Genomic DNA, 21,189 nt, shown 5'->3' on the forward strand with positions numbered 1-21,189 from the left:
TTTATCTAGATGCCGCATAGATCCTGCTTCTGCCGCCTAATCTCTTCTACATCGATATATACACCTCATCTATTCTATCATTTTTTCTTTCTTCTCTCCTGCATTTTTCAATCTTCAACATAGCCGAGTCTATTGTGTAAAAGCTGTGGATATTTATCTTTATCCACAGCTTTTACACAACCTACAAACCCTTTTCTAGCTGTTTCAATATAAATTTGTTATAATACCCTTCATAACAACGGATTAAGTGAGGGATTACGTATGGAAAAAGCTACATTTGCAGGTGGATGTTTCTGGTGTATGGTTACACCATTTGAAGAGCTAGAAGGTATTCACGGCATTGTATCAGGATATATGGGGGGAACTGTGGATAACCCTACCTATGAGCAAGTAAAATCTGGCACAAGCGGTTATTACGAAGTGGTTCAAATCACATTTGACCCTGAAGTGTTTCCGTATAAACGTTTGTTAGATCTTTATTGGCCGCAAATTGATCCAACAGATGATGGAGGTCAATTCCAAGATCGCGGCTCGCAGTATCGAACAGCAATTTTTTACCATAACGATAGCCAAAAGCAGGAAGCTGAAGAGACAAAGCTAGAGGTCGCAAAAAGCGGACGTTTTAAAAAACCAATCGTGACAAGCATCCTTCCTGCCTCTGCGTTTTATGAAGCGGAAGAGTATCACCAAGATTTCCACAAGAAAAATCCAAAGCATTATAAAGAAGACCGCGCTAAGTCTGGTCGAGATGAGTTTATTCAAGCGAACTGGAAATAATTCTTATGTTCGAAACAAAGCCGCATAGCGTTTGCTATGCGGCTTTGTTTACCAATTATCTGTATAAGTTGCTGTTGTTGACGGCACGCTCCAATATTGCTGCGAAGGCTGCCATGCTTTTAACGAGCCATCAGCTCTCTTCACAATTGCTTTAAATTGAACATTTTGACTCGCAGGAAAATAGACGGTGCCTCTCCAATCGGCTGTAGATGAATTATATGTTAATTTAATTGGATAAAGGGACGTATCCCACTGACCTAGCTCAGCTCTGTCTCCAACAATATAAACCGTTTCTCCTACCGCAGTTGGCGCATTTTTTACTACAACCGTTTGCGCAACTGGTGTAACGGCCAGCGTATTTTTAAATTGCCCCATCAGCGTATCATTGTTAATGACATCGTAGAAACGAAGCAAAGTAAATCCTGCAAAATTATAGTTAAAGGCCATTTCAGCTGCTTTTTTATATTGATCTTCACTGCCTATAGTTAGAGCATTTTCCCCGTTTAAAACAATTCCTTTTGCATTCGCAATACCTGCTACTTGGCGTACAAGCGTCTTTGGCATAGAATATTCGGGATAACTTCCGCTGTCCGTCATTTCTAAGCACGTAAACGTTATATCTAATTTAGCTGTTTTAAAAGCGTCTAAAAGCGCATTGTAATCATTATATCCAGCAGGTTTTTCTGCAGCATGAGGAATCGTCGGATTATTATACTGCCAATGAATTCCCGCCACTTTTGCACCGATTGGTACGTTAAAGGTGGCATCAAAAGCCTGATGAGCTAACTGTCCAATACGTTTTGTGTGATCTTCCAAAGCTCCTTGATACCATGCTAAGAAATCTTTTCCATAAGCTGTTGAATAACCATCTTTTAAGAACTGATAGCCATCTGATGGCGGTAAAATTTGCGATGCAGAGGCTAAATTGGTTCCCCATGCCTGATTGACGCCGGCGAGTGAACCGTATTTAGTCAAAGCATATGATTGAAACTTGCTTTTGGCGAAGTTCGTATACACTTGAAATTTTCCTCTAGACGGATAGCCGGTTCCGTCTGCTGCTGTATAGGACGGATAACGAATTTCACCTGCAGGGCCTCCGGATAAATAGATTTTAGCAATCACGTCTTTATAAGGTGCTAACGCTTGCGCAAATGCCGTATAGAGCTCTCCGTATTGCTTAGAAATAACGTCAGTTGCAAGCGGGCTTAGCGTTTCTTTATTTGTCGTACCTGTTTCCGATTTAAAGTAAAGGCTGTCATCACTTTTTAAGTTCCATACCCAAGACGGAAGCGGAACGTTACAATCATCTCCAACATTACCGCCGCACTGATGAGTAGAAATAATAGGAACGATCTTTATACCTGCATTACGAGCAGCTTGAGCAAAGCGCTGAGCATAGGAAAAATCAAACTGCTGATCGCCGTTCTTCTCCATATCTCCCCACCAGAAGTCTACTGTCACCGCATAAAATCCATTTTGTTTCGCTTTGCGTAAATCGTTCTCAAACGCTTCCCATGTTGTATAGTCTGTTACCTTTTTTAAAGGCGCCATTAAGTAGGTTTTGTAACCAGGATTCATTGATTTTCCATCTACGGAAGCCGCTCCATTAAGTGGATCCAAAATGAAAGCGTTAACAAAAATGAGTACCAAAATAAAAGCCAATCCTTTTTTACATAGCTGTTTCATAGCTTCCCTCCATTTTTTCAAAATCACCTATAGGTATTCGGCGGATTTTAGTTTTTTCCTTTTTCTTTTATAAAAAAAGACGCCCCGCCAGGACGCCTCCTACATTAGTTCCAAATCTCATTCACCCATTCAGGATGGTCAATAAACGGATTGCGGTTATGCTGATAGTCTGAATAAATAATATCATTTCTGCGTCGTTCTCGATCATCTACTGGATCTTCGGCGTTCCATTGAAGAAGCACAGATAATTTCCCATGATAAGGAGCAGTGCCATTATTCACTGTGTTATTAAGTTCTAAGTCAGGCTCATCACTTACATCGCCTTCATAGCGTACGGCCATATAAAACAACATACGAGCCACATCACCTTTTACTTCATCTCGAGGTTCCCATGAATCACTGTCAAAATAATTTCCGAGTGCCTCGCTATGTTCCGTCCCTCCGTTATCAAAATCTAAGTTTCCTCTCGTACCATTTACAGACACATCGGTTGGACGTAAATGATGAAGATCTGTTCCAGGACCCATAGCTGTTCCAAAATCCCCGTGAGACTTTGCCCAGACGTGCTCACGATTCCAATCGTCCACTCCGCCTCCATTTGTACTCTTAGCCTGTGAACGCCCCGTGTAGAGCAAAATAACGTTATTTGCGTTAGCTGGATCTTCATCCGTTTTCTTTAAAGCTTCCCATACGGCTGAATAAGACAGTTCTGTGTGATGATCAATAATGTTATGAAGCTCTGTCTTTAAGGTATTTCCTGTTTTTCCAGCTGTGGTACGATAATAGTCTTCTACTGGAACGGTTGGCTCTGTGGGCTCTGTGGGATCTGGCGTCGGATCAGTTCCTCCTGTTTCTGTACTAATAGAAGTAACTGATTTTATTCCTGGGTGTGAAAAATAAGGAGTGAGTGTGCCCGTAACAGTAAGACTTTTCCCTTTTAACTCCGAGCGACTTTGAAGTCCAAATGTACTTCGCAAATTTGAAGGAATTTGAACGTACACCATCTTGTCTGTATTGGTTTCATTTGCACTGTCAGCAAGAGCAAGTGCATAATCGTTTGGGTAATTGCTCGTAATAACTGTAGATGTGCCTGTAGGTTGACCTACTACATATCCTTTAACAGCTTGTACACTGTTGTTTTGATTTTCAAGAGCTTGTGACACAGATAAAGATGCGGCTGCTTGACTAACAGGAGTTAAGCTCACTGCAAGAGCAAAAACAAGCAGGGACATTACCCATGTTTTTTTACACAGAGCATGTAATCTCACTTTTTTATTCCTCCTTATGATAGGTTTAAAAACTCGTTTCCTTCCACCTCTTTATATTATTTTTTCACTGTGAATTCCCTGCCTGTTTTTTGTTAAGTTTTATAGTGAAAAAGATGTGTTCTTCTTTACAGTGGCGGCTGCTTTATGCGAAGGGTTATATTTTTAAAAGTCCACACTGGAAAAAGCATTATGTGTCTTTCTTTATATATGGTATAATCAACCGAATCGTAAAAGAGCTTATACCATTTCAGAAAATGAAATGATTTAAATAGAAATGAGGATTGTCTATGCTTAGTTTTGACGAAAAATTAGCTATTATTTCATCGTTTCCAGAGCTGCATCGAAAAGATGTATCTTTAGGACGCGTGAATTTTCATTATGAAGAAAGCGTGTACGATAAAACGGTTGTTGTGCATCATCTGCATCCTAACGGAAATGGATTTGTATATGCAGGTTTTTTAAAAGGATATGAAACAAATGACAAAGGTCTTGTGAATATCCGTGATTACACTGAAGAAGATCTTCGATCAATTATTGAAGCTTCTATTGAATCTTTGTCTACCCTTCCTGATACAGCTAGAGAAGAAGCTATTGTAGGGAATGGAAATGAACAGCGCTGGAACGGCCCAGACAATGCAACGCTTTTACTTGTTCATGAAGATGACCTGTGGAATATTTATTCTGGCTTGAATTTAGAGGCAGCATTTTTATCTTACGAAGAAGCAGAAGATTATTTGTTTGAAGAAGGCTTCCGCCGCCTGTAAATTTACGTCTATACGCAAAAACCTCGCTGTTGATTAACAGCGAGGTTTTTTCATTTTTTCACAGAAGGCTGAGGGCTAATGCGCGGTATTAAAACCACAAATAATACAACAACCCCCACACCAATCAATAATAAATAAAACCATTGTAGATCTGATGACTTTTCAGAAGCCGTTTGTTCTGTCCGATCTTTCTTGTAGGAAGTGTTTTTAGAAGAAAACAAGTTATATTCTTTTGCTTTCGCAGAAATCGTATTATCTTCAGCTGATGCGTTCGCAAAAAGACTTTCTTTTAAACTCTCTTTCTCTGCATCTTCCTCTTTTTCAAATGTAAGATCCTTTATTTCCTCCGGAATATTTCCTACTTCTTTTTTATTTTCTAGCAAGGATTCGGGGTCTAAGTTAATGGGATCATCTTTATATACATTTGGTTTAATCTCTTCAACGTTTCCATCATCAGCTTCAGCCGCTGCTGCTATAGGGAAACAAAGAAGTGAAAAAATAAGAACAACACTTCCAATCTTCTTACTAAGCACTATAGGTTTCATCATTTTCAACCTCTTTAGTCGTCTTTAAAGCACGAATAATAGATGGCAGAACACTTAAAACAGCAGTCATTCCCAGTAATACAATAAGCGCCTGTCCAAACAGAGACTGCGTATCATATTGAATGGACATGTACACTTTAGATACTGGATCTTCGTAATTAAAGTTTGGCATAGATAAGTTAAGAAGCGGGGTAATATAAAATAAAATCAACCCTACTGTCGTCACCCATCCAGCGAAGCTTCCTAATAAGAAAGCAATACGTACAAGTGTAGATGAAGCAAGCAATAAGACGATCGTAAAGATTGACCATTCCATTGCCCGGTCTCCCGATAACGAATAAATATTAAGGCTAAAGATACTTACCATTAACCCTACAATCAAATTCAATAATCCAAAGAGCGTACCTTTTACAAGCATCGGTGCATGTCGGTAGTATTGACTGAAATAGCCAATTAGTAGGCTGCTGATTAAGATAATAACCAAAATGACAACCGGTGGAACCTCTTTTACTTTTTCAGCCGGCACTTCACCGCTTACTTGAAGAGGATTTGCTAAATAATGATAAACGTAATCATTATTCTGTCCATCTACTAATGTATTATTTAACAAGCGGTATACCTGGCCTCGCACCAACTTCGTTGAATCCACGTTTTGGGCCCACTTGCTGTTAAGCGTGTCAGCCTTATCCTGAACTTCATTTACACGCTTCTGCAATTCATCTGTGTACGTGACAACATTAGCTTGTCTTTCACCTAAAGATGAAATGAGTTCGTTCATTCCCTTCAACTCTTGACCCATGCTTTGCTGCAGCGTCATTAAGCCTGTTACGTCCGGAGCTTCTTTCTTTTCTAATGCTTGATCTTCACCTGCGCTAGATTGAAGCTCTTGATTCATTGCATTTGCTTTTTCTTGAATAGCTGATAGCTCTTCCATAATCGATGCTTGTTCAGCATCAACTGTTTGTCCATATTGATCAGCAAAATCTTGCACTGAACTTTGGAACTGTGCTAACTCTTCTTTTGTTAGAGACAGGTTTTGTTGAATTTGCTTACGCGCGTCTTGAGAAGAAACGGTTCCAGCTAACGCCTGCTGCAAACTTCCTTTAATAGAGTCATTGTTAAGGACGCTGTTCTGTATGTCTGTATTTCCGACTTGAGCTAAAGTCAAATCATACTGCGATAAATCACCGTAGTACTTTAACAGATCTTCGGCACTGCTGCTTTTAATCTTACCTGAGAATGTATTGCTCAGCTTTTCTTTTCGAGAAGCTGAAAGGTTTGGAGAAGATAAGATTTTATCTTCTTTGTTTTTAATCATCGTAATGAGACCATCAACATCCGCACTGCCTTTAGAAGGTTTTTTGCCGTCTTCTTTCAACTTTTCATTCTCTTTTTTTAATCGTTCATTTTCTTCTTGAAGCTTAGCAATTTGACTGCTGGACGACTTGGTTGCTTCTTCTAAGTCTTTCTCTGCTTTGTTTTTCTGTGCTGTCAAAGACTCGACGTCTGCTTCCAAACTGGCAATTTTCTGCTTCAGCGCATCCGTATTTTCTCCTGAAGTTTCAGGCTGAACGGTTACATTTTGCAGCTCATCTTTGACCGCCTGTACCTGTGTTTTCAGATTAGCCACTTTTTCAAGCGCACTTTTCACAGCATTGGATGTGCCTGATGTATCAGGTGTATCCGGTGTTTCAGGCGTTCCAGGCGTTTCCGTGTCCTCAGGTGTCTCAGGTGCTTCAGGCGCTTCGGGTGTTTCACTCGTCATGCCTTGAAGCTGCTTTTCTAAATCATCAAGCCCTTTTGATATATCATCAAGCTTTGCTGTTTGCTGAGATAAATCCACTTGAATTGGTTCTGACGTTCCTTCGCCTTGACCGGAATCTGGCTGAGTTCCATCATCTTCTCCAGGATCCGTCGGCGTCTCTCCACCTTGATTAGGATCTGGCTTAGTTCCGTCACCTTCTCCAGGGTCCGTTGGCGTCTCTCCGTCTTGATTAGGATCTGGCTGAGTTCCATCACTTTCCCCTGGATCCGTTGAGCCTCCACCACTATCATTTGATGAAGCTGTCTCTAGCTGCGCACGAAGCGGCTTTAGCTTACTTTCAATTTGATTTAAGGTTGTTTGCTCAGACTGCTGTTTGTATGAACTGATGATTTGGCCGTTCAAATCTTGCAGAGCTTTTTCTTGTTCACTGACGTTATCTGCTTGTTGATCTCCAAGTTCTCCAACGGCTTTTTGATTTTCATCCAGCTGCTGTTGAATGGAAGATAAGCCACTAAACACTTGATTGGCCTGCTCATTAAAATTTTGCTTAGAGCTTGGCTGATTAGATTCAAGGGAAGACAACCCTTGTTGAATCGCAGCGACACTTTGAGCCTGCGTTTTTTCAAGCATTTGTTTCTGTGTTTCTTGATATGTTTGATATTGATTTACATATTCAATGAAGCTGTTTAAATTCTTTTCAACCTGTTCTACGTCGCCTTGTCTGTCGCTAGAACCTTTTTCTGCTTTATTTACATTATCTTGGATTTGCTGAAGAATTTTCTTTTGATCATTTAATTCACCTGCTAAATCTTTTGAATTCGGTTTATAAAAAGCGACCATTGTTTTTTGAAAGGCGATTTCTTTATTTAGAATTTTATCGAACTGTCCGCGTACCTTATCCACTTCCTGTGATACATAACTCCAGTACAAAGAGGACATTTCATTATTAACCTTTGTAGTAGCATCTTCTAATTCCCCTACTACTTTTTCCTTATTAACTGCGTTAAGCTGACTTTGAACTTTGTATTCCAAAGTAGCTTTTTCTGGTTTTTTTTCCTGATACGATAAAATATTTTGTGAGAAAGTCGAGGGAATATAAATAACCGCATCATATTTCCCATTCTGTAAACCGCTTGTAGCTGCGCTTCGTCCAAGCACGGTCCATTGATAATCTGACCCCTCCTGTAAAAGAGGAGTCACTTTTTCTCCAAATTCTATCGCTTTTTCACTATTTTCTTTTACTCCATTATCTTCGTTAACAACCGCAATCGTTCTTGTTGAGTTTTCTGTGACTTGTAGCGGGTTGTCTCCAATATACTGGAAAAAGAAAGAAGGAAGAGCCAAAATTAAAACAACAGCTAATATGACTTTAAGTGTATACTTACGCTGTTCGGTCATGTTAAGATCTTCCTTTCACTTACACATAGCGGGATTTGAATTCTTGTTTCTTTTCCACTTTTAATATAATAACCGAAGCCAGGGTTAACGTCGGCTTCTTTTCGGTCATAAGGAAGTGTAAATAAGCTTTGCTCTGTTTTCTTCATCAACAACACAGCTTGGCCAATTTGCTTCACTTCTGTTGTTAACGCGTCAAATCCTTTTGAAAACTCATTGTTGTTCCCTGCAACAATCAAGTTAAAGCCCAGGTGGCTATAATTTTTCATCAATTTTGTAATACGATCCTGCAAGACACTGTCTAAGTTTTGCTGGAATCGTACAAATCCGTCTACCACAAGCATGATCGGGGCAAATGAAAGGCCGTGTACGGTTCCTTCCTGCACTGCTTCCAAATACTTATTTTCACGTCGCTGCAATCGTTCTTCGGTTAGGTCAAGCCAGTCGACGATCTGTTCTTTTGTTTCCATGTAAACAACTTGCTCTTCAGCTGCATAGCTTGATAAACCACGGTCAACCGAATCAAATAGTCCGATTTGCTTCACGCCTTGTTCAAGCGCTGTTTGCAGTATGACTTTCACTACATTTGTCTTTCCTTTTTGCGTCTGCCCCATGACGATACAATGCTTATTTTTCGTAAAGTTCATATGCACCGGTCGAACAAACTCTTCATCTAACCCAAGAGGAATAACTCCTTTTTCGCGAATAACTCTTCTGTCCGTCATAAATTCGGCAAGTACAAGTTTCGATGACAGCATTGGCACCGGCTCCGGAAGAATAGCATCAGCATATTGTTTCTTTAATCGTTGAATGTGCAGCTTAACTGCATCAAAAATTTCAAAATCATCTTTTCCTTCCGCAGGTAAAAACAGCTGTGCAAAATAAGGTTGATCCGTTTTGATAATAGCCCGACCTGGAATAGACTCCAGCGCATACGGCGTACGTCCTAAAATAGAATACGCTTCTGAATGATCCATTAAGTAATGAACCACCTTCGTTTTCAAGTTATTCATAAGTGACTGACGAATAGAATTCACGCGCGTCGCGGTAAAGATCATATAAATTCCTAAAGACTGGCCGTCACGCACAAGCTGTGTGAACTGCATTTCTAGATCTTGCATTTCTTCTTTAACAAGATCAAAATTATCAATCGTGATAAAAATTAGAGGAAGCTCTTCTGAACTTAGAGCATTATACATTTTGATATTGCTAACTTCCTGCTGTTGAAATAACTGCTTTCGCCTTGCGATTTCTTGTTTGATAATCGTCATGAATTTTTCAATTTTACGCATTTGATCCATTAAGAAATAATCCGCCGTATGAGGCAGCTGACGAAGCGGCAGCAGCGTACCGTTCCCAAAGTCAAAAATGTAATAATGAAGCTGCTCTGGGCTCTGTCTTTCAGCTAGACTAAGAAGCAACATCATGACTGTAAACGATTTACCGTATCCTGACGAACCAAATATACCAATGTTTCCATCGTCCATCAGCTGATAGTTATATACCGTTTGACTTTGCTTTTCAGGTTCATCAATTAAGCCAATTGGGAATACGCCGTCTCGCTTCTCTTTGTACTCACTGCGAAGCAATCTCTCTTTAAGAGGCGGCAGCCATGGACTATTTAATTTTTTGATACCTAATTCCTGCTGCGTTTGTTCGATTTTTTGCACCACAACATCAATTTCTGCTTCCGCTTGTTTGGATGACGTCTGCTGAGTAGATACATCAGATAAAGGAATCAACCCGATATCTGTGATAATGGCTACTTCATCTTCAGCCCCATACGTATCTTCCATGTACGGCGCGCCGCTCCAAGCTGACTGAAACAGTTCATACACTTCATTATTTCCAACCTTCAGATAGCCTCGACCCGTCACCGTAATAGAAGCAGCGTCTGCATTTTTTAAGATTTCTTTACTATCAGCGGCATCTTGGACTTTTAACGCTACTTTAAAGCGCGCATTACTCCAAATTTGATCGTCAATAACACCGCCTGGCTTTTGTGTTGCTAAAATTAAATGAACGCCTAGACTACGTCCAATTCGCGCCGCGCTGACTAATTCGCGAATGAACTCTGGTTCTTCACTTTTTAACTCAGCAAATTCATCCGAGATTAAGAATAAGTGAGGCAGAGGTTCTTCTGCCATACCTTGCTTATATAAATCTGTATAATCATTAATATGATTGACTTCATATCTATCAAACAAGCGTTGGCGTCGCTTTAATTCACTTTTAATAGAAGCTAAGGCTCTTGTACTAAAATTCTTACTTCCTTCAATATTTGTAATGGTTCCAAGCAGGTGAGGCATGTTTTTAAACGGCTGAGCCATTCCTCCGCCCTTATAGTCAATCAATAAAAATGCGACTTCATGGGGGTGGAAATTCACCGCTAGAGAAAGAATGTACGTTTGTAAAAATTCACTTTTCCCTGACCCCGTCGTACCTGCAAGTAATCCATGAGGGCCGTGAGCTTTTTCGTGAAGATTTAGTTCAACAATATCTTCTTTTCCTTTTAAACCAATTGGAACCGCTAGCGACTTAGCTGATTCATTGGTGTGCCACCTTTGCACGATATCCAGCTCACCAATTTCTCTTGCTTTAAATAATTCTAAGAATGAAACGCTATTTGGAATTGAGTTGGTCATGCCAACTTGGTGATCCAATGTCCGCAGCATCCTTGCAAATCTTTCATTATAATCAAGCGTGTGTTTATCAAGCTGAAATGGAATATTCACAGCTTTTTGCTTTTGAATTAATATATCCCCCTCGGATTCGTTAATATAACGAACGAGTGTGTGAACATGCTCCGTTAAGCTTTCTTTCGTCTCTGCCGCAAATATCGTAGAGAACCCAAGATGAGGGTGATACCCTTCTAAATACTCTAAGATAACGTGATCTGCAATTAGCTGCTGATTCGTAATAATAAAAACAAAGTGAGGCAAAAAAACCCCTTCTCCTTTTGCTTCATCTAAGTCGCGTTCTCTCAGCATTTCGTAAATAGAAGATAAAAGCTGATCTCTCGTTTGTTCATTATAAATGAAGCCTTTCGCAAAAGAATGAGGCAGCTGAAAATGAGGGAGCCATTTCATCCATTCCCACTCTTTATATTCTTCTTCATCAAAAATGAATACGAATCTCACATCATGATAACTGTGGGAGAATGCCAGCTGTCCTACAAGCTGATGCAGTTCATTCTTCACCGTCTTCATCTTTCCTACCAGACCGATAGAGCCTAAACCTAAGTGAGCGGTAACAGGCGCATTTTTGACTTCTCGATAGACTTTTTCCATGTGCTGAGACTGCTCAAGCAAATCATCAATTTCTCGATTAGCCATATCTCCGCTATTTAAAGAAATTTGGTAGCTTCCAGGAACTGTTCCTTTTCCAAGACGCACCTGTAAGAAATCACTGCTTTCCACAGTTCGTTCCCAAATTCGATCGGAAATCTGTTCTGTTAAATATTTCATTCGTTCAAACGTTGGAAAATGATAAGATAATACGTCTCGTTGAACTGATGCTAGTTCTTGTAATTCCTCGCGCTTGTTCTCTAAGTACTTTGTATAAATTCGACGACGACGCTCTTGGCGCTTCTTGCGCTGTTTTTTATCTTTGAAATATTGAACGGTAGATACAATCAGCGTGGTCGTAAACATCATGACAGATATAATAATAAAAATTCCCCTGGGCTGAATAATCGATACCGTACCCATGACTAAAAGCATGACTAATGGGGGTAAAATGGTAAGCCATAAGCTTCGGTTATTTTCATCATTGTCTTGAGACGGAAAGGACAAGCTCACCTTATCATTAGGCAAATCATATATCATGCGCGGTGTCCGTCTATAAACCGGGTACTTCTTTTTCATTTCAGAAATAGGTTGCGCCGTAGCCGGAAGCTTAGATGCATAATCATAGTAGCTTTGAATCTTCAGCAAATCTTTTTCGATCAATTGAATCGTCATAGAAGACCATAAAATAAGATCTCCGGGCTGAAGGTTCCTATTCTCTTCTATTCGGTGTCCATTAAGATAAAACCGTTCTTGGTTATAAAAGACCTTCCACTTCCCGTTTATCTTTGATAAGTAAAATCCTTCTTTTGGCTCTACTACATACTTTTCTTTCTGCTGATACACATCAGCTGCTTCATCACTTGTGGAAAACGAGACTTCTGATTCGTAATCAATATAATAGACAGCTTCTTTAACAGCCGTCTCTGTAAGGGCAAAGGTTAAAGCCTGTCCTTGTTCTCGCCATACAAACGACTCAGAAACAGATAGCTCTGCTATCCTTTCTTCTCCGTAGGAAATCAAGAGCCGGCCGTTCTTTTCAGATGACAGCGTCATTTGACCTTTCTCAAACGGATAGGAAAAAGTAAACGTTTGATGCTGAGTGTTTCCAACCGTTGCTTGGCGAAAGGTTTTAAAATCTATAGGCAGCTGCTGATACGTTTGCCCACTAACTATCCAAAGCATATTCATACAACTACCTCCCTACTTCGATTGATCTTCCTGCTGTTTTTTCTGCTCTTCTTGTTTCTTTTTCTCGGCTTCTGCAGCTTTCTGTTCTTCTTCCTGCTGCTTGGCCGCCTGTGCTTCCTCAGCCTGTTTCTCTTCTTGCTGCTTGGCTGCTTCCGCTTCTTGCTGATCATTTTCTTTCTTGAATTCTTCCAGTTCATTCGCTACTTTATCAAGCTCTTCTTGCTTTTTATCAGCCGCTAAATCGTTGTCTGTCTTTAGCTGACCTTCGTATTTCATTAATGCATAGATAATTAACGAACGTTCTTCTAACAACCTGCTCACTTCTAAAGCTTTTTTGTTGTCTCCTCGGCCAATGTAAAACCAATAGGCAAAGTACTGAGGATTCTGACTGAAGCGTAATAGTCTTTAAAGCATTTGCCTTTTGCTCCTCTCCCAACTTTTCATTAACAAGATAGGAGGTTGCTATTTCGTATTGCACAATTTTAGGCATACTTTCAATATCGTAATCTTCAAGTGTGTCGACTACTTTGCTGTAGTTTTTTTCAAGAAAGTATTCGTTGCTTTCTACAAATGCTTCTTGTTTCGGCTGAGCAAAAAAATAAGAATAAAAAGTATAAATAAGAGCTGGAATTAATAAGACAAGTATACCGACAGATGAAAACTTAAAAATGGTCCAGCGTTTTTGAGGAAGTTGAACAAGTGTCTTTTGATGTTTTTCAATTTGGGTTAGCTTATGCTGAACAAATTGACTCAACTCTTCCTCATTGCTGATATGCATTATTTTTTTAGCGTCTTCTTTTAATTGCAAGGTCTCGTATAACTTAAAATACTGTTCAAATGTATGCGATGAGTCAACAGCCGCCGCTATCGTAGCCTTTAACTCCTGAAAGCTTTGTTCCTCGTTAGGTTCATAAGGAGGTAAACTTTCTTTCACTCCATAATGTAAAAAAGCAGGACTTAAACTTTTATCAAAAATGATATTTTCTGGACAAATCAACAAATGCAGCCTTGAAAAAGAATGCTGCTTTATCTTTTTGATAAGCTGATCTGCAAACAGCCACTTTTGCTGTTCTTCTTTTCCCTTTAATGCTGTAAAAGGTTGAAATTCAGAGGTAGGCTTAATTGTTATTTTAAGTTCATCATCGCTCATCATGATTTCTTTTTGAAAAGCCGTGTTTACATCCTTTAACATTTCAATTTCAACAGAACGATCAAGTCGAATTTTTTCTTTTTGAAAAACAAATGTATATTCATTATTATGACGTGTCATTACAGCTTCGAGCTGCTCTTCTAAGTAAGTCGGTTTCTTCTCTGACATTCTAATAGACTCCTTTAGAGAATTTCGATACAATCACCTGTGGTAATTCCGCAGTTAATCATCGTCTCATTTCCCGAGAAAATAAGATTTTTATTTGAAACACGTATCCACGCACCGTCCTTTGGTGATTGAGTAATCTTTTTAGCTTGCCAAACGATCTCGACTACTTTTTTGATTGAATGATAGTTTGATAGTCGCAAATCGAACCGATCACCTGTATAGTGCTTTAAGTCTACTGTTACTTCTATATACATAGGGTTTCATCACCTCAAAACATAGAAAAAGCGCCTTCATCTTTTGAGAATGGGGCGCTCCTTTTATTACTTCACTTAGATTATTAGATGAAGTTAACCGCGGATTTGGCTAGCGATTTGGTTATCTGTATCTTCAAGAACATTTGCAGAGTCGTCTAATTGCTTAGCAATTTTTGTAAGTAGGTTAGACATTTCAACGAAAGAAGGTTTTAATTCTTCGTATTGAGCAGCAAACGCTTCGCTTGAAGCACCTTCCCACATATCTTGAAGTTGATTTTTCATTGTATCAAGACGGCTTACTAGTTCTTGAACTTGACCGCTTTCGTTAGTATAGCGACCTGACATGTCGCGAAGCTCTGCTGGTGTTACGCGAATAATTCCTGACATACATATCTCTCCTTCGGTTTATATATTTACTATTATTGTAAGAAACTCTAGTGATAAGGTCAAAGGTTACTTGCAAAAGCCTCCAAAAATGAGAATATGTATCTACAAGTACCCCTAAAAAATGCAAATAAAACCTAAAAAACCAAGATTTTGTTCTCATTTAAACCTTTTCCATCTAATCTATAGGTACCTATTTAAAGGAAAATAAAAACTATAAGACTATTAAATTACATTTCTATTTATTATCTATAGAACTATTTACTAGTAATAAAAAAGCAGCAGCCTGTTTAAGGCCCTGCCTATATATATCCTATTTATTTAAGATTCAGACATGCTTGAAAAAAGGACATGTGCTTGTTATCGCCTTGGCTACTGCTTAAAATAATTTTTATCTTCTTTTAACATTCTTATTTCTTCCGGGATGAATAATTTTGAGAGAGGCGTGTCAGGATTAAGTAATATGGCTATTTCTTCATTTAATACAGGCAGCATATCCTTAAATGATACACATACGGTCTTTTCATCTTTTAGCATCTGTTCAATCGGATATTTTGACGAAAAAACAGGTAAATATCGATACGCTGCACTTTTCATCGTCTGAACGTAGTGCTCTGCAATTAATATATCTGATGCTACATGTTCTGAGCTAACAACTAGCCATAAATTGCTATTCATTAAAGTTTTATAAAATTGAGCAATTTTTTTATTATCTTTCATTGCTTCAATTAACGATTTTTCTAATAAATTAAATGTATACTTCATTGCTGAGACAACCCTGTAAGGAACTGTACCATTTCACTTCCAGCGCCATCATATACTTCATTCATTCTCTCTTCACTTCCTCTGTGCTGTCACTAAACATAATGTTTGAAGGATTCATCTCCTGACTTAAAATGCCCAATCCCATTTGAATAACCCCATAAGTGAAAAATTCCGTTCGACTGCATGTAGAACCATTCACTACTTTTTCTTCCCAAGACATAGAAAGCGAATTCCACATAACATTAAGAGTACCTAGAGGTTTTTCAATCGTTCTATGCATATTGTCATACGTGTTCCATTCTTTTAAGTTCTTTATGTCATTCCACGTATCTTGCGAATGGGCGCTCCCATCGCTCCATACGCTCGACCAAAACTCCGTCCAGCCTGAAGAGCCTTCTAGCTCTCCATCTGCTTTTCTCATTTGCTCCGCAGTGTCTTTTACTAATAAATGTGCATTTTCCGTTAGCGAATCAAGTTTGCGAATCATATGCTGTAACTCTTCCTGCAAGTCCAGCACTTTATCAATATCTGCAACAGACAAGAAATGTAGATTTGTAGCTTCCCAGCTTAGTTTTTGAAGTGCATCAGTCGTCTGTGAATGAGACTGTTGAATTCGCTCTGCAAATGTCTGCAGCACCTCTGGATTTACTTTTATCTCCATGTATGTCCGTCCCCCTATCTCTTGTAAGCCTTCAGTCATCATCCAAACCTTTTTTAAGCCTATACGGAAAGACTCACTTTCTAAAAGAGTGAGTCGATAATGTTATTTATTACGCCGATGCTAGCTCTCTTAATCGTGAAATTTCTAAGCGTAAAGTTTGAAACAATTCATCCCTTACGTCGTACAGATGAAAAGTGGATTGCGTAATATCATTATAAATATCCTCATATGAGCTCTTAGAACGCCCTGACCAATCTGACGCATATTGTTGGTGCGAATTTTGAAACAGATAGATACCTTCTTCAAGAAATTCCATGATACGTTGAACTTCATGTAAATATGATTCTAATTGATCTGCATCTCGACTATATTCTTTGCTTTTTCTTCTTCGCTCTATGTCGTCAAAGAGATCATCAATTGCATCCATAAAATGTCCCCACGTCCTTCTTCCTCTTTTATTAGAAGTCTCTTAAAGTAATGTTAAAATAAGGTTACAAAAAACAAAATCCATCATTCAAACTATTTTCATACCTAGGAAAAAATATCTACATTTCTCTTTTTTTACTTATTTATACAGGGGAAATAGAGAAAATAAACAACGCCAGGCTGCTGTAATAAAGCAGTAGACGTTGCTTTTTAGGTTGTGACACTGCTGTTATAAAAAGGAAGAATACCTAGTTTACATCCGACCTTTTTGTTTCTTTTTCTTGTTAAATGGCTTTTTTGAAGGTTTTTTAGCTGTACGGGACTGCTCTTTTGTACCTTCATCGACGATTTCGCCCATATAAAGCTCTTTTTTCGCTAATGAAAGTTGAAGTTCACGTGCGATTTGTTTTAAATTTCGCTCTTCTCGTTCAGTGACAAGAGAAATGACTGTACCTTCTGCTCCCGATCTGCCTGTTCTACCTGAGCGATGTACGTATTGATCTGCATCTTGAGGAACATCGATATGAATTACATGCGTCAATCCCTTAATGTCTAATCCTCTAGCTGCGACATCCGTTGCTAATAAGACAGGGAAATCTCCTTTTCGAAAACCTTTAATCGTCGTAGCACGATCTTCTTTTTTCGTTTCACTGTGTAAAGAGCCTGCTTCTACACGCTTAAATGTTAATTTTTCTTCAAACTCGATCAGAGTATCAATCCCTTTAAAAAAGGCTAAAGCTTTCATTTGTTCTTGACGAACTAGTTTTCTAAGCACGTCCACTTTATCTCTAGCTTCACTTTTGATGTATACATGCTCTACCTTCGAAGCTGGGAGTTCATCTCTTCCTACCTCTATTTCAAGAGGCTGGTTCATCATGTCTTTCGCTAGCGATTTGGTACGTTCTGATACAGTAGCTGAGAAGACTAGGATTTGACGATCACTTAACGCCATTTTTACAATCTGTTGAACCGTTTGAACATGCTCAGGTACAAACAATTGATCCGCTTCATCAATCACAATTGTTTTGACTTCGTGCATTTTTAATTTCTTCATTTTAATTAATTCGTTCAAACGTCCTGGGGTACCAACAATGATATTAGGGCGCTTTTTGAGTTTTTCTAATTGCCGTTTCATATTTGCTCCGCCAATAAACGCAGCGCTTGAAATACCGCTTCCCTGCGACCAAGTTTGAATTTCACCATGAATTTGCATAACTAATTCATGGGAAGATGCTAAAATAACCGCTTGAACATGAGATGGTCCCGGCTGAATGCGATGTAAGACAGGCAACAAATATGCCAGTGTCTTTCCTGTTCCCGTTGGGGATTCTCCTATTACATCTTTATTAGCTAAAATCTCTGAAATAGCTTTCGTTTGAATGGCAGTAGGCTCATTGAACCCTGCTTTTTTCCACGCCTCTTGTAAAAAAGGCTGTAAAGTCTCTATAAACTGACTCATATCTATCTCCTTTTCCATGCTTTTCTCGATATTATAAACGATTTTTTTATTTCAATTAAACGAATGTATCAGTGGCCATGTGCGTTAATACTGACCTTAATTTCTATTTATAAATAAACCTTCCTTATCCCAAAGGACCCTGTCAATCCGTCAGTAGAAAAGTCGATTGTTGCCTTAACTTTTCTACATCGATATACATAGCTTCAACTATGATACACTATTGCTTCTATAGAAAACAATATGATCCTCTTTATTATGGACGAAAACTTGTATAAGAAGGAGGTTTTATGTCCTATATGAATCCGGACGCAAAGGGCTCAGCTGCTTACTTCCTCTTTTTCAAGAAAACAACCGCCTCTCTGAACTACGAAAGGCGGCTGTTTCGTTCTGTAATTGGCATATCAATAGTAACCGTTGTCCCTTTTCCTTTACCGCTTTTAAAATGCATGGTACCTTGATGACGCTCCATGATTTTGTAACACACGGCCAGCCCTAAGCCCGTTCCAGCTTCTTTTGTAGAATAAAACGGCGTCCCTACTTGTTCAATCCTCTCTTGACTCATTCCGATTCCATTGTCTTCGAAGTGAATCAATGCTCGTGTATCTTTTTCTTCAACTGTTATTGTAATATGGCCTTTCTCAATAATAGCTTCTACACCGTTTTTGATCACATTGATGAACACTTGTTTCAACTGATTTGCATCAGCCGAAACATAAATAGGCCTTTTTGCTGTTTCTTTCAATAAAATAGAAACATTATTTAAATTGGCCTGCGCTTCCATTAGCGTAATAACTTGTTTTAAAATCTCGCATAAATTGGTCTTTTCAAAAGATACATGCTGCTTTTTTCCAAGAATGAGCATTTCACTGGAGATTAAGTTGATGCGGTCGATTTCAGACATCATGATATCTAAATATGTGTCATTTGTTTCCTTAGAGGCTTGCATAACCTGTACAAAACCTTTTAAAGAAGTAAGGGGGTTTCTAATTTCATGTGCTACGGCACCTGCCATTTGTCCAATAACCGACATTTTTTCCGAGGTTATCATAAGCTCTTCATCTTGGCGGTATGTAGTAATATCGCGTGCAATCATAAATACACCTACTACCTGCTTATGAACAATAATGGGAAGCAAAGAACACCTAAGCAACCGTCTTTCTCGCTTTCTATTGATCACATTCATTTCGAACTTAGCACCTTTTCCATTCAGCACTTCTTTAAAATACTCTTTACACATATCAAACTCTTCAGCTGCGATAAGAGCTGAAGGTTTCATCTTTTGCAGTTCTTCACTGGAGTATCCAACGATTGCTTCACCTTCCGGGTTAGCAAGAAGTACTTCACCCGTTTTACTTATTTCAAAAACACCATCAGGGTTATGTTTGAACAAAGATTGATAGTGCTGATTGCTCGTTTGAAGTTCGTGTTCTTTCACTACGAGCTCTTGCTGGGACTCCACTAGTTTATAAGCTCTCCTATATACCAACCCATACAAAATAATACCCGTAGCTAAAATAAAAAACCAACCTTTGTATTGTTGAAAAAAAATATATACTTCAAAACGACCTTGCGCTAATGTTCTAGATATATTATCAGATATCAAGATCCATACAGCGCCAATAATGATATATATAATTGAAATTCTTAAAGCTACTTTACGCGCGTGTTTCACCAAATTTTAATCACCTGTTTATCCGTATTGATCCCCTGTCTTATTGCCTTTATATGAAGTGTTCACTTTTTGTAGCCATTTCATGCCGTTGTAAAAAATTGATGAATGGCCTGACCTAGGTTACTAATAGATTTTACATTTGCTTGAAAATGATACTGGTGAAGCCATTGACTGTGATCGGGTGTCACACCTGTTAAATAAATCTGTACGCCCATTAGCTGAAATTCCCATATTAAATGTTCTAGGGCTGCAACACCTCGTTCATCAATTTGACCGATTCCATTAAAATCAATGATAACTCGATCAACCGTTTCCTCATCTATTTGTCTGAGCAGCCGATGTTCATTTTTCATGATGACTTCCTCAAATAAATCGCCAAACAGAGGTATAAGCACCATGTTGTTCGATAAATGAATAAACGGTCCCGACAGCTCTATAACTCGGTTCATGGCCTTTTCTAATCGTTCTTTTTGCAGCAGCAGTTCTAAGTCTGTTTCAGATAAACGCGCTGTATGCTGTTCGATTTTTTCTGAGAGAATTCTAATTTGAGAATCTTCCTCTACACATATTACATGCGCCTTATCTTGCTCCCATTTGCAATTCACGGTATAAAGAGACATCTTAGATTTACGCGAATGCATGACTAATTCTGTTTTTATTTTTTCCTTCTTTCCTAATCGTTTTCTAGCTTTGTTCTGACTATCTTCATCAACAATTTCTAAAAAATGTTGAACCTCTCCGAATAAAGCGGCTGCTTCATCAGATTGCGCTAGAATATTCATTTCCTCATCCATAATAAAAGCAGGAAGCGGAGCATATTTAATAGTCGACAACCTTAATCCCCCTAATTGATTGATAATGAAAAAGCTCTTTCAACTCCTCTAGCTGTGCAATAAATCGAACTTGATTTGTTTGAACAAGAGGAAACTTATAGTTTGAAACTACTCGGCCTCCAACTAAAATAAGCGGCTGATGTTTTGTCTTTTTTAATCCTTCTATATATTCGTTTGCTTTTTCTATATGATGAGTTAAACTGAACGAGATTCCTACTAAATCAGGTTTCCATTGTTCAACAGCGTGCGTTGCATGTAAAAGCGGAGAATCTGCTCCTAAAAGTTTCGTCTGCCATCCGTGCTCTTCAAAGAGAATGGAAATCATTTTTAAACCTAAAAAATGCTGTTCATTTTCTATACACAAAAACAGACCTTTTTTTTCACTTTTAATAACTTCTTGTCTTATACACAATTGATAGCGTGACAAAACATAGTCACAGGTAGTAGTAGCTAAATGTTCATCAGCCACTGAAATTTCATCTTCTTCCCACATCATACCGATTTGAGCCATTGACACTGAAATGAATTGCTGAAAAATATAAAATGTGTCGAAACCCTGCTGTCTTTTTTTCCACACAATATTCCAAGCTTCATCTTGATTCCCTGATAACAGTAATTCAGTCAAGCGTTCTATGCTTTCAATCAAGAAACCACCTCTTTTTCAGTCAAACGACTTGTTTTTTTTCCTTTGTTATTATCAACCATACCACTTAACTCACCGGCACTCTACAGTAAAATA

At 38.7% G+C, this 21,189-nt stretch carries 18 protein-coding genes; 2 read left to right on the plus strand and 16 right to left on the minus strand.

What is annotated here, in order from left to right; translation table 11 throughout:
- Positions 1–261 precede the first annotated feature (261 nt).
- Entirely contained in the window at positions 262–777 is a 516-nt protein-coding gene (msrA, locus tag ACXAE4_RS26130) for a peptide-methionine (S)-S-oxide reductase MsrA (protein WP_028412466.1), read from the plus strand.
- A 48-nt stretch (positions 778–825) separates the two neighbouring features.
- Here msrA and ACXAE4_RS26135 read toward each other — a convergent pair whose 3' ends face one another.
- Together ACXAE4_RS26135 and ACXAE4_RS26140 are read right to left on the minus strand one after the other, a co-directional pair.
- Positions 826–2,463, minus strand: coding sequence for a family 14 glycosylhydrolase (locus tag ACXAE4_RS26135; RefSeq protein ID WP_155010627.1), 1,638 nt, complete (start codon positions 2,461–2,463; stop codon positions 826–828).
- A gap of 104 nt (positions 2,464–2,567) precedes the next feature.
- Positions 2,568–3,731: an endonuclease gene (locus ACXAE4_RS26140; RefSeq protein WP_475237270.1), complete on the minus strand. Its 1,164-nt coding sequence runs from the start codon at positions 3,729–3,731 to the stop codon at positions 2,568–2,570.
- Positions 3,732–4,018: 287 nt separating this feature from the next.
- Between ACXAE4_RS26140 and ACXAE4_RS26145 the strand changes: the two genes are divergently transcribed.
- Entirely contained in the window at positions 4,019–4,495 is a 477-nt protein-coding gene (locus ACXAE4_RS26145) for a hypothetical protein (protein ID WP_028412469.1), read from the plus strand.
- A gap of 50 nt (positions 4,496–4,545) precedes the next feature.
- Here the strand turns inward: ACXAE4_RS26145 and essA are convergent, their stop codons facing one another.
- From essA to ACXAE4_RS26215, 14 genes are all read right to left on the minus strand, one after another.
- Positions 4,546–5,043: a type VII secretion protein EssA gene (essA, locus tag ACXAE4_RS26150; protein ID WP_028412470.1), complete on the minus strand. Its 498-nt coding sequence runs from the start codon at positions 5,041–5,043 to the stop codon at positions 4,546–4,548.
- On the minus strand, positions 5,021–8,203 hold the full coding sequence (gene esaA / locus ACXAE4_RS26155; protein WP_028412471.1) for a type VII secretion protein EsaA: 3,183 nt from the start codon (positions 8,201–8,203) through the stop codon (positions 5,021–5,023). Before esaA ends, essA begins: the two co-directional genes overlap by 23 nt.
- A complete protein-coding gene (gene essC, locus ACXAE4_RS26160; protein ID WP_475237271.1) occupies positions 8,200–12,678 on the minus strand; it encodes a type VII secretion protein EssC in 4,479 nt (1,492 codons plus the stop codon). Before essC ends, esaA begins: the two co-directional genes overlap by 4 nt.
- Positions 12,679–12,690: 12 nt before the next feature.
- A complete protein-coding gene (locus ACXAE4_RS26165) occupies positions 12,691–12,990 on the minus strand; it encodes a type VII secretion protein EssB/YukC (RefSeq protein WP_475237272.1) in 300 nt (99 codons plus the stop codon).
- Entirely contained in the window at positions 12,908–13,996 is a 1,089-nt protein-coding gene (essB, locus tag ACXAE4_RS26170; RefSeq protein WP_475237274.1) for a type VII secretion protein EssB, read from the minus strand. Before essB ends, ACXAE4_RS26165 begins: the two co-directional genes overlap by 83 nt.
- Before the next feature lie 14 nt (positions 13,997–14,010).
- Positions 14,011–14,250, minus strand: a complete 240-nt coding sequence (gene yukD / locus ACXAE4_RS26175; RefSeq protein ID WP_025752817.1) for an ESX secretion system protein YukD — start codon at positions 14,248–14,250, stop codon at positions 14,011–14,013.
- Between the two features lie 93 nt (positions 14,251–14,343).
- A complete protein-coding gene (locus ACXAE4_RS26180) occupies positions 14,344–14,637 on the minus strand; it encodes a WXG100 family type VII secretion target (RefSeq protein WP_028412473.1) in 294 nt (97 codons plus the stop codon).
- Between the two features lie 369 nt (positions 14,638–15,006).
- A complete protein-coding gene (locus ACXAE4_RS26185; RefSeq protein ID WP_028412474.1) occupies positions 15,007–15,399 on the minus strand; it encodes an SseB family protein in 393 nt (130 codons plus the stop codon).
- 61 nt (positions 15,400–15,460) lie between these two features.
- On the minus strand, positions 15,461–16,060 hold the full coding sequence (locus ACXAE4_RS26190) for a WXG100 family type VII secretion target (RefSeq protein ID WP_155010626.1): 600 nt from the start codon (positions 16,058–16,060) through the stop codon (positions 15,461–15,463).
- A gap of 109 nt (positions 16,061–16,169) precedes the next feature.
- Positions 16,170–16,487, minus strand: a complete 318-nt coding sequence (locus ACXAE4_RS26195; protein ID WP_013055102.1) for a hypothetical protein — start codon at positions 16,485–16,487, stop codon at positions 16,170–16,172.
- 252 nt (positions 16,488–16,739) lie between these two features.
- On the minus strand, positions 16,740–17,945 hold the full coding sequence (locus tag ACXAE4_RS26200) for a DEAD/DEAH box helicase (RefSeq protein WP_028412476.1): 1,206 nt from the start codon (positions 17,943–17,945) through the stop codon (positions 16,740–16,742).
- 364 nt (positions 17,946–18,309) lie between these two features.
- Positions 18,310–19,404, minus strand: coding sequence for an ATP-binding protein (locus tag ACXAE4_RS26205; protein ID WP_224980631.1), 1,095 nt, complete (start codon positions 19,402–19,404; stop codon positions 18,310–18,312).
- A 293-nt stretch (positions 19,405–19,697) separates the two neighbouring features.
- On the minus strand, positions 19,698–20,450 hold the full coding sequence (locus ACXAE4_RS26210) for an STAS domain-containing protein (RefSeq protein WP_028412478.1): 753 nt from the start codon (positions 20,448–20,450) through the stop codon (positions 19,698–19,700).
- Positions 20,437–21,096 (minus strand): cobalamin B12-binding domain-containing protein, encoded by a 660-nt coding sequence (locus ACXAE4_RS26215; protein ID WP_028412479.1) that lies wholly within the window; start codon positions 21,094–21,096, stop codon positions 20,437–20,439. The genes ACXAE4_RS26210 and ACXAE4_RS26215 overlap by 14 nt, the downstream gene beginning before the upstream one ends.
- Between the last annotated feature and the right edge of the window lie 93 nt (positions 21,097–21,189).

The organism is Priestia sp. ABM2_011, assembly GCF_056158845.1.

Coding starts and splice junctions, on each gene's coding strand:
- msrA (WP_028412466.1), top strand. CDS start 262: ATGGAAAAAGCTACATTTGCAGGTGGATGTTTCTGGTGTATGGTTACA.
- ACXAE4_RS26135 (WP_155010627.1), bottom strand. CDS start 2,463: ATGAAACAGCTATGTAAAAAAGGATTGGCTTTTATTTTGGTACTCATT.
- ACXAE4_RS26145 (WP_028412469.1), top strand. CDS start 4,019: ATGCTTAGTTTTGACGAAAAATTAGCTATTATTTCATCGTTTCCAGAG.
- essA (WP_028412470.1), bottom strand. CDS start 5,043: ATGATGAAACCTATAGTGCTTAGTAAGAAGATTGGAAGTGTTGTTCTT.
- esaA (WP_028412471.1), bottom strand. CDS start 8,203: ATGACCGAACAGCGTAAGTATACACTTAAAGTCATATTAGCTGTTGTT.
- essC (WP_475237271.1), bottom strand. CDS start 12,678: ATGAATATGCTTTGGATAGTTAGTGGGCAAACGTATCAGCAGCTGCCT.
- essB (WP_475237274.1), bottom strand. CDS start 13,996: ATGTCAGAGAAGAAACCGACTTACTTAGAAGAGCAGCTCGAAGCTGTA.
- yukD (WP_025752817.1), bottom strand. CDS start 14,250: ATGTATATAGAAGTAACAGTAGACTTAAAGCACTATACAGGTGATCGG.
- ACXAE4_RS26180 (WP_028412473.1), bottom strand. CDS start 14,637: ATGTCAGGAATTATTCGCGTAACACCAGCAGAGCTTCGCGACATGTCA.
- ACXAE4_RS26185 (WP_028412474.1), bottom strand. CDS start 15,399: ATGAAGTATACATTTAATTTATTAGAAAAATCGTTAATTGAAGCAATG.
- ACXAE4_RS26190 (WP_155010626.1), bottom strand. CDS start 16,060: ATGGAGATAAAAGTAAATCCAGAGGTGCTGCAGACATTTGCAGAGCGA.
- ACXAE4_RS26195 (WP_013055102.1), bottom strand. CDS start 16,487: ATGGATGCAATTGATGATCTCTTTGACGACATAGAGCGAAGAAGAAAA.
- ACXAE4_RS26200 (WP_028412476.1), bottom strand. CDS start 17,945: ATGAGTCAGTTTATAGAGACTTTACAGCCTTTTTTACAAGAGGCGTGG.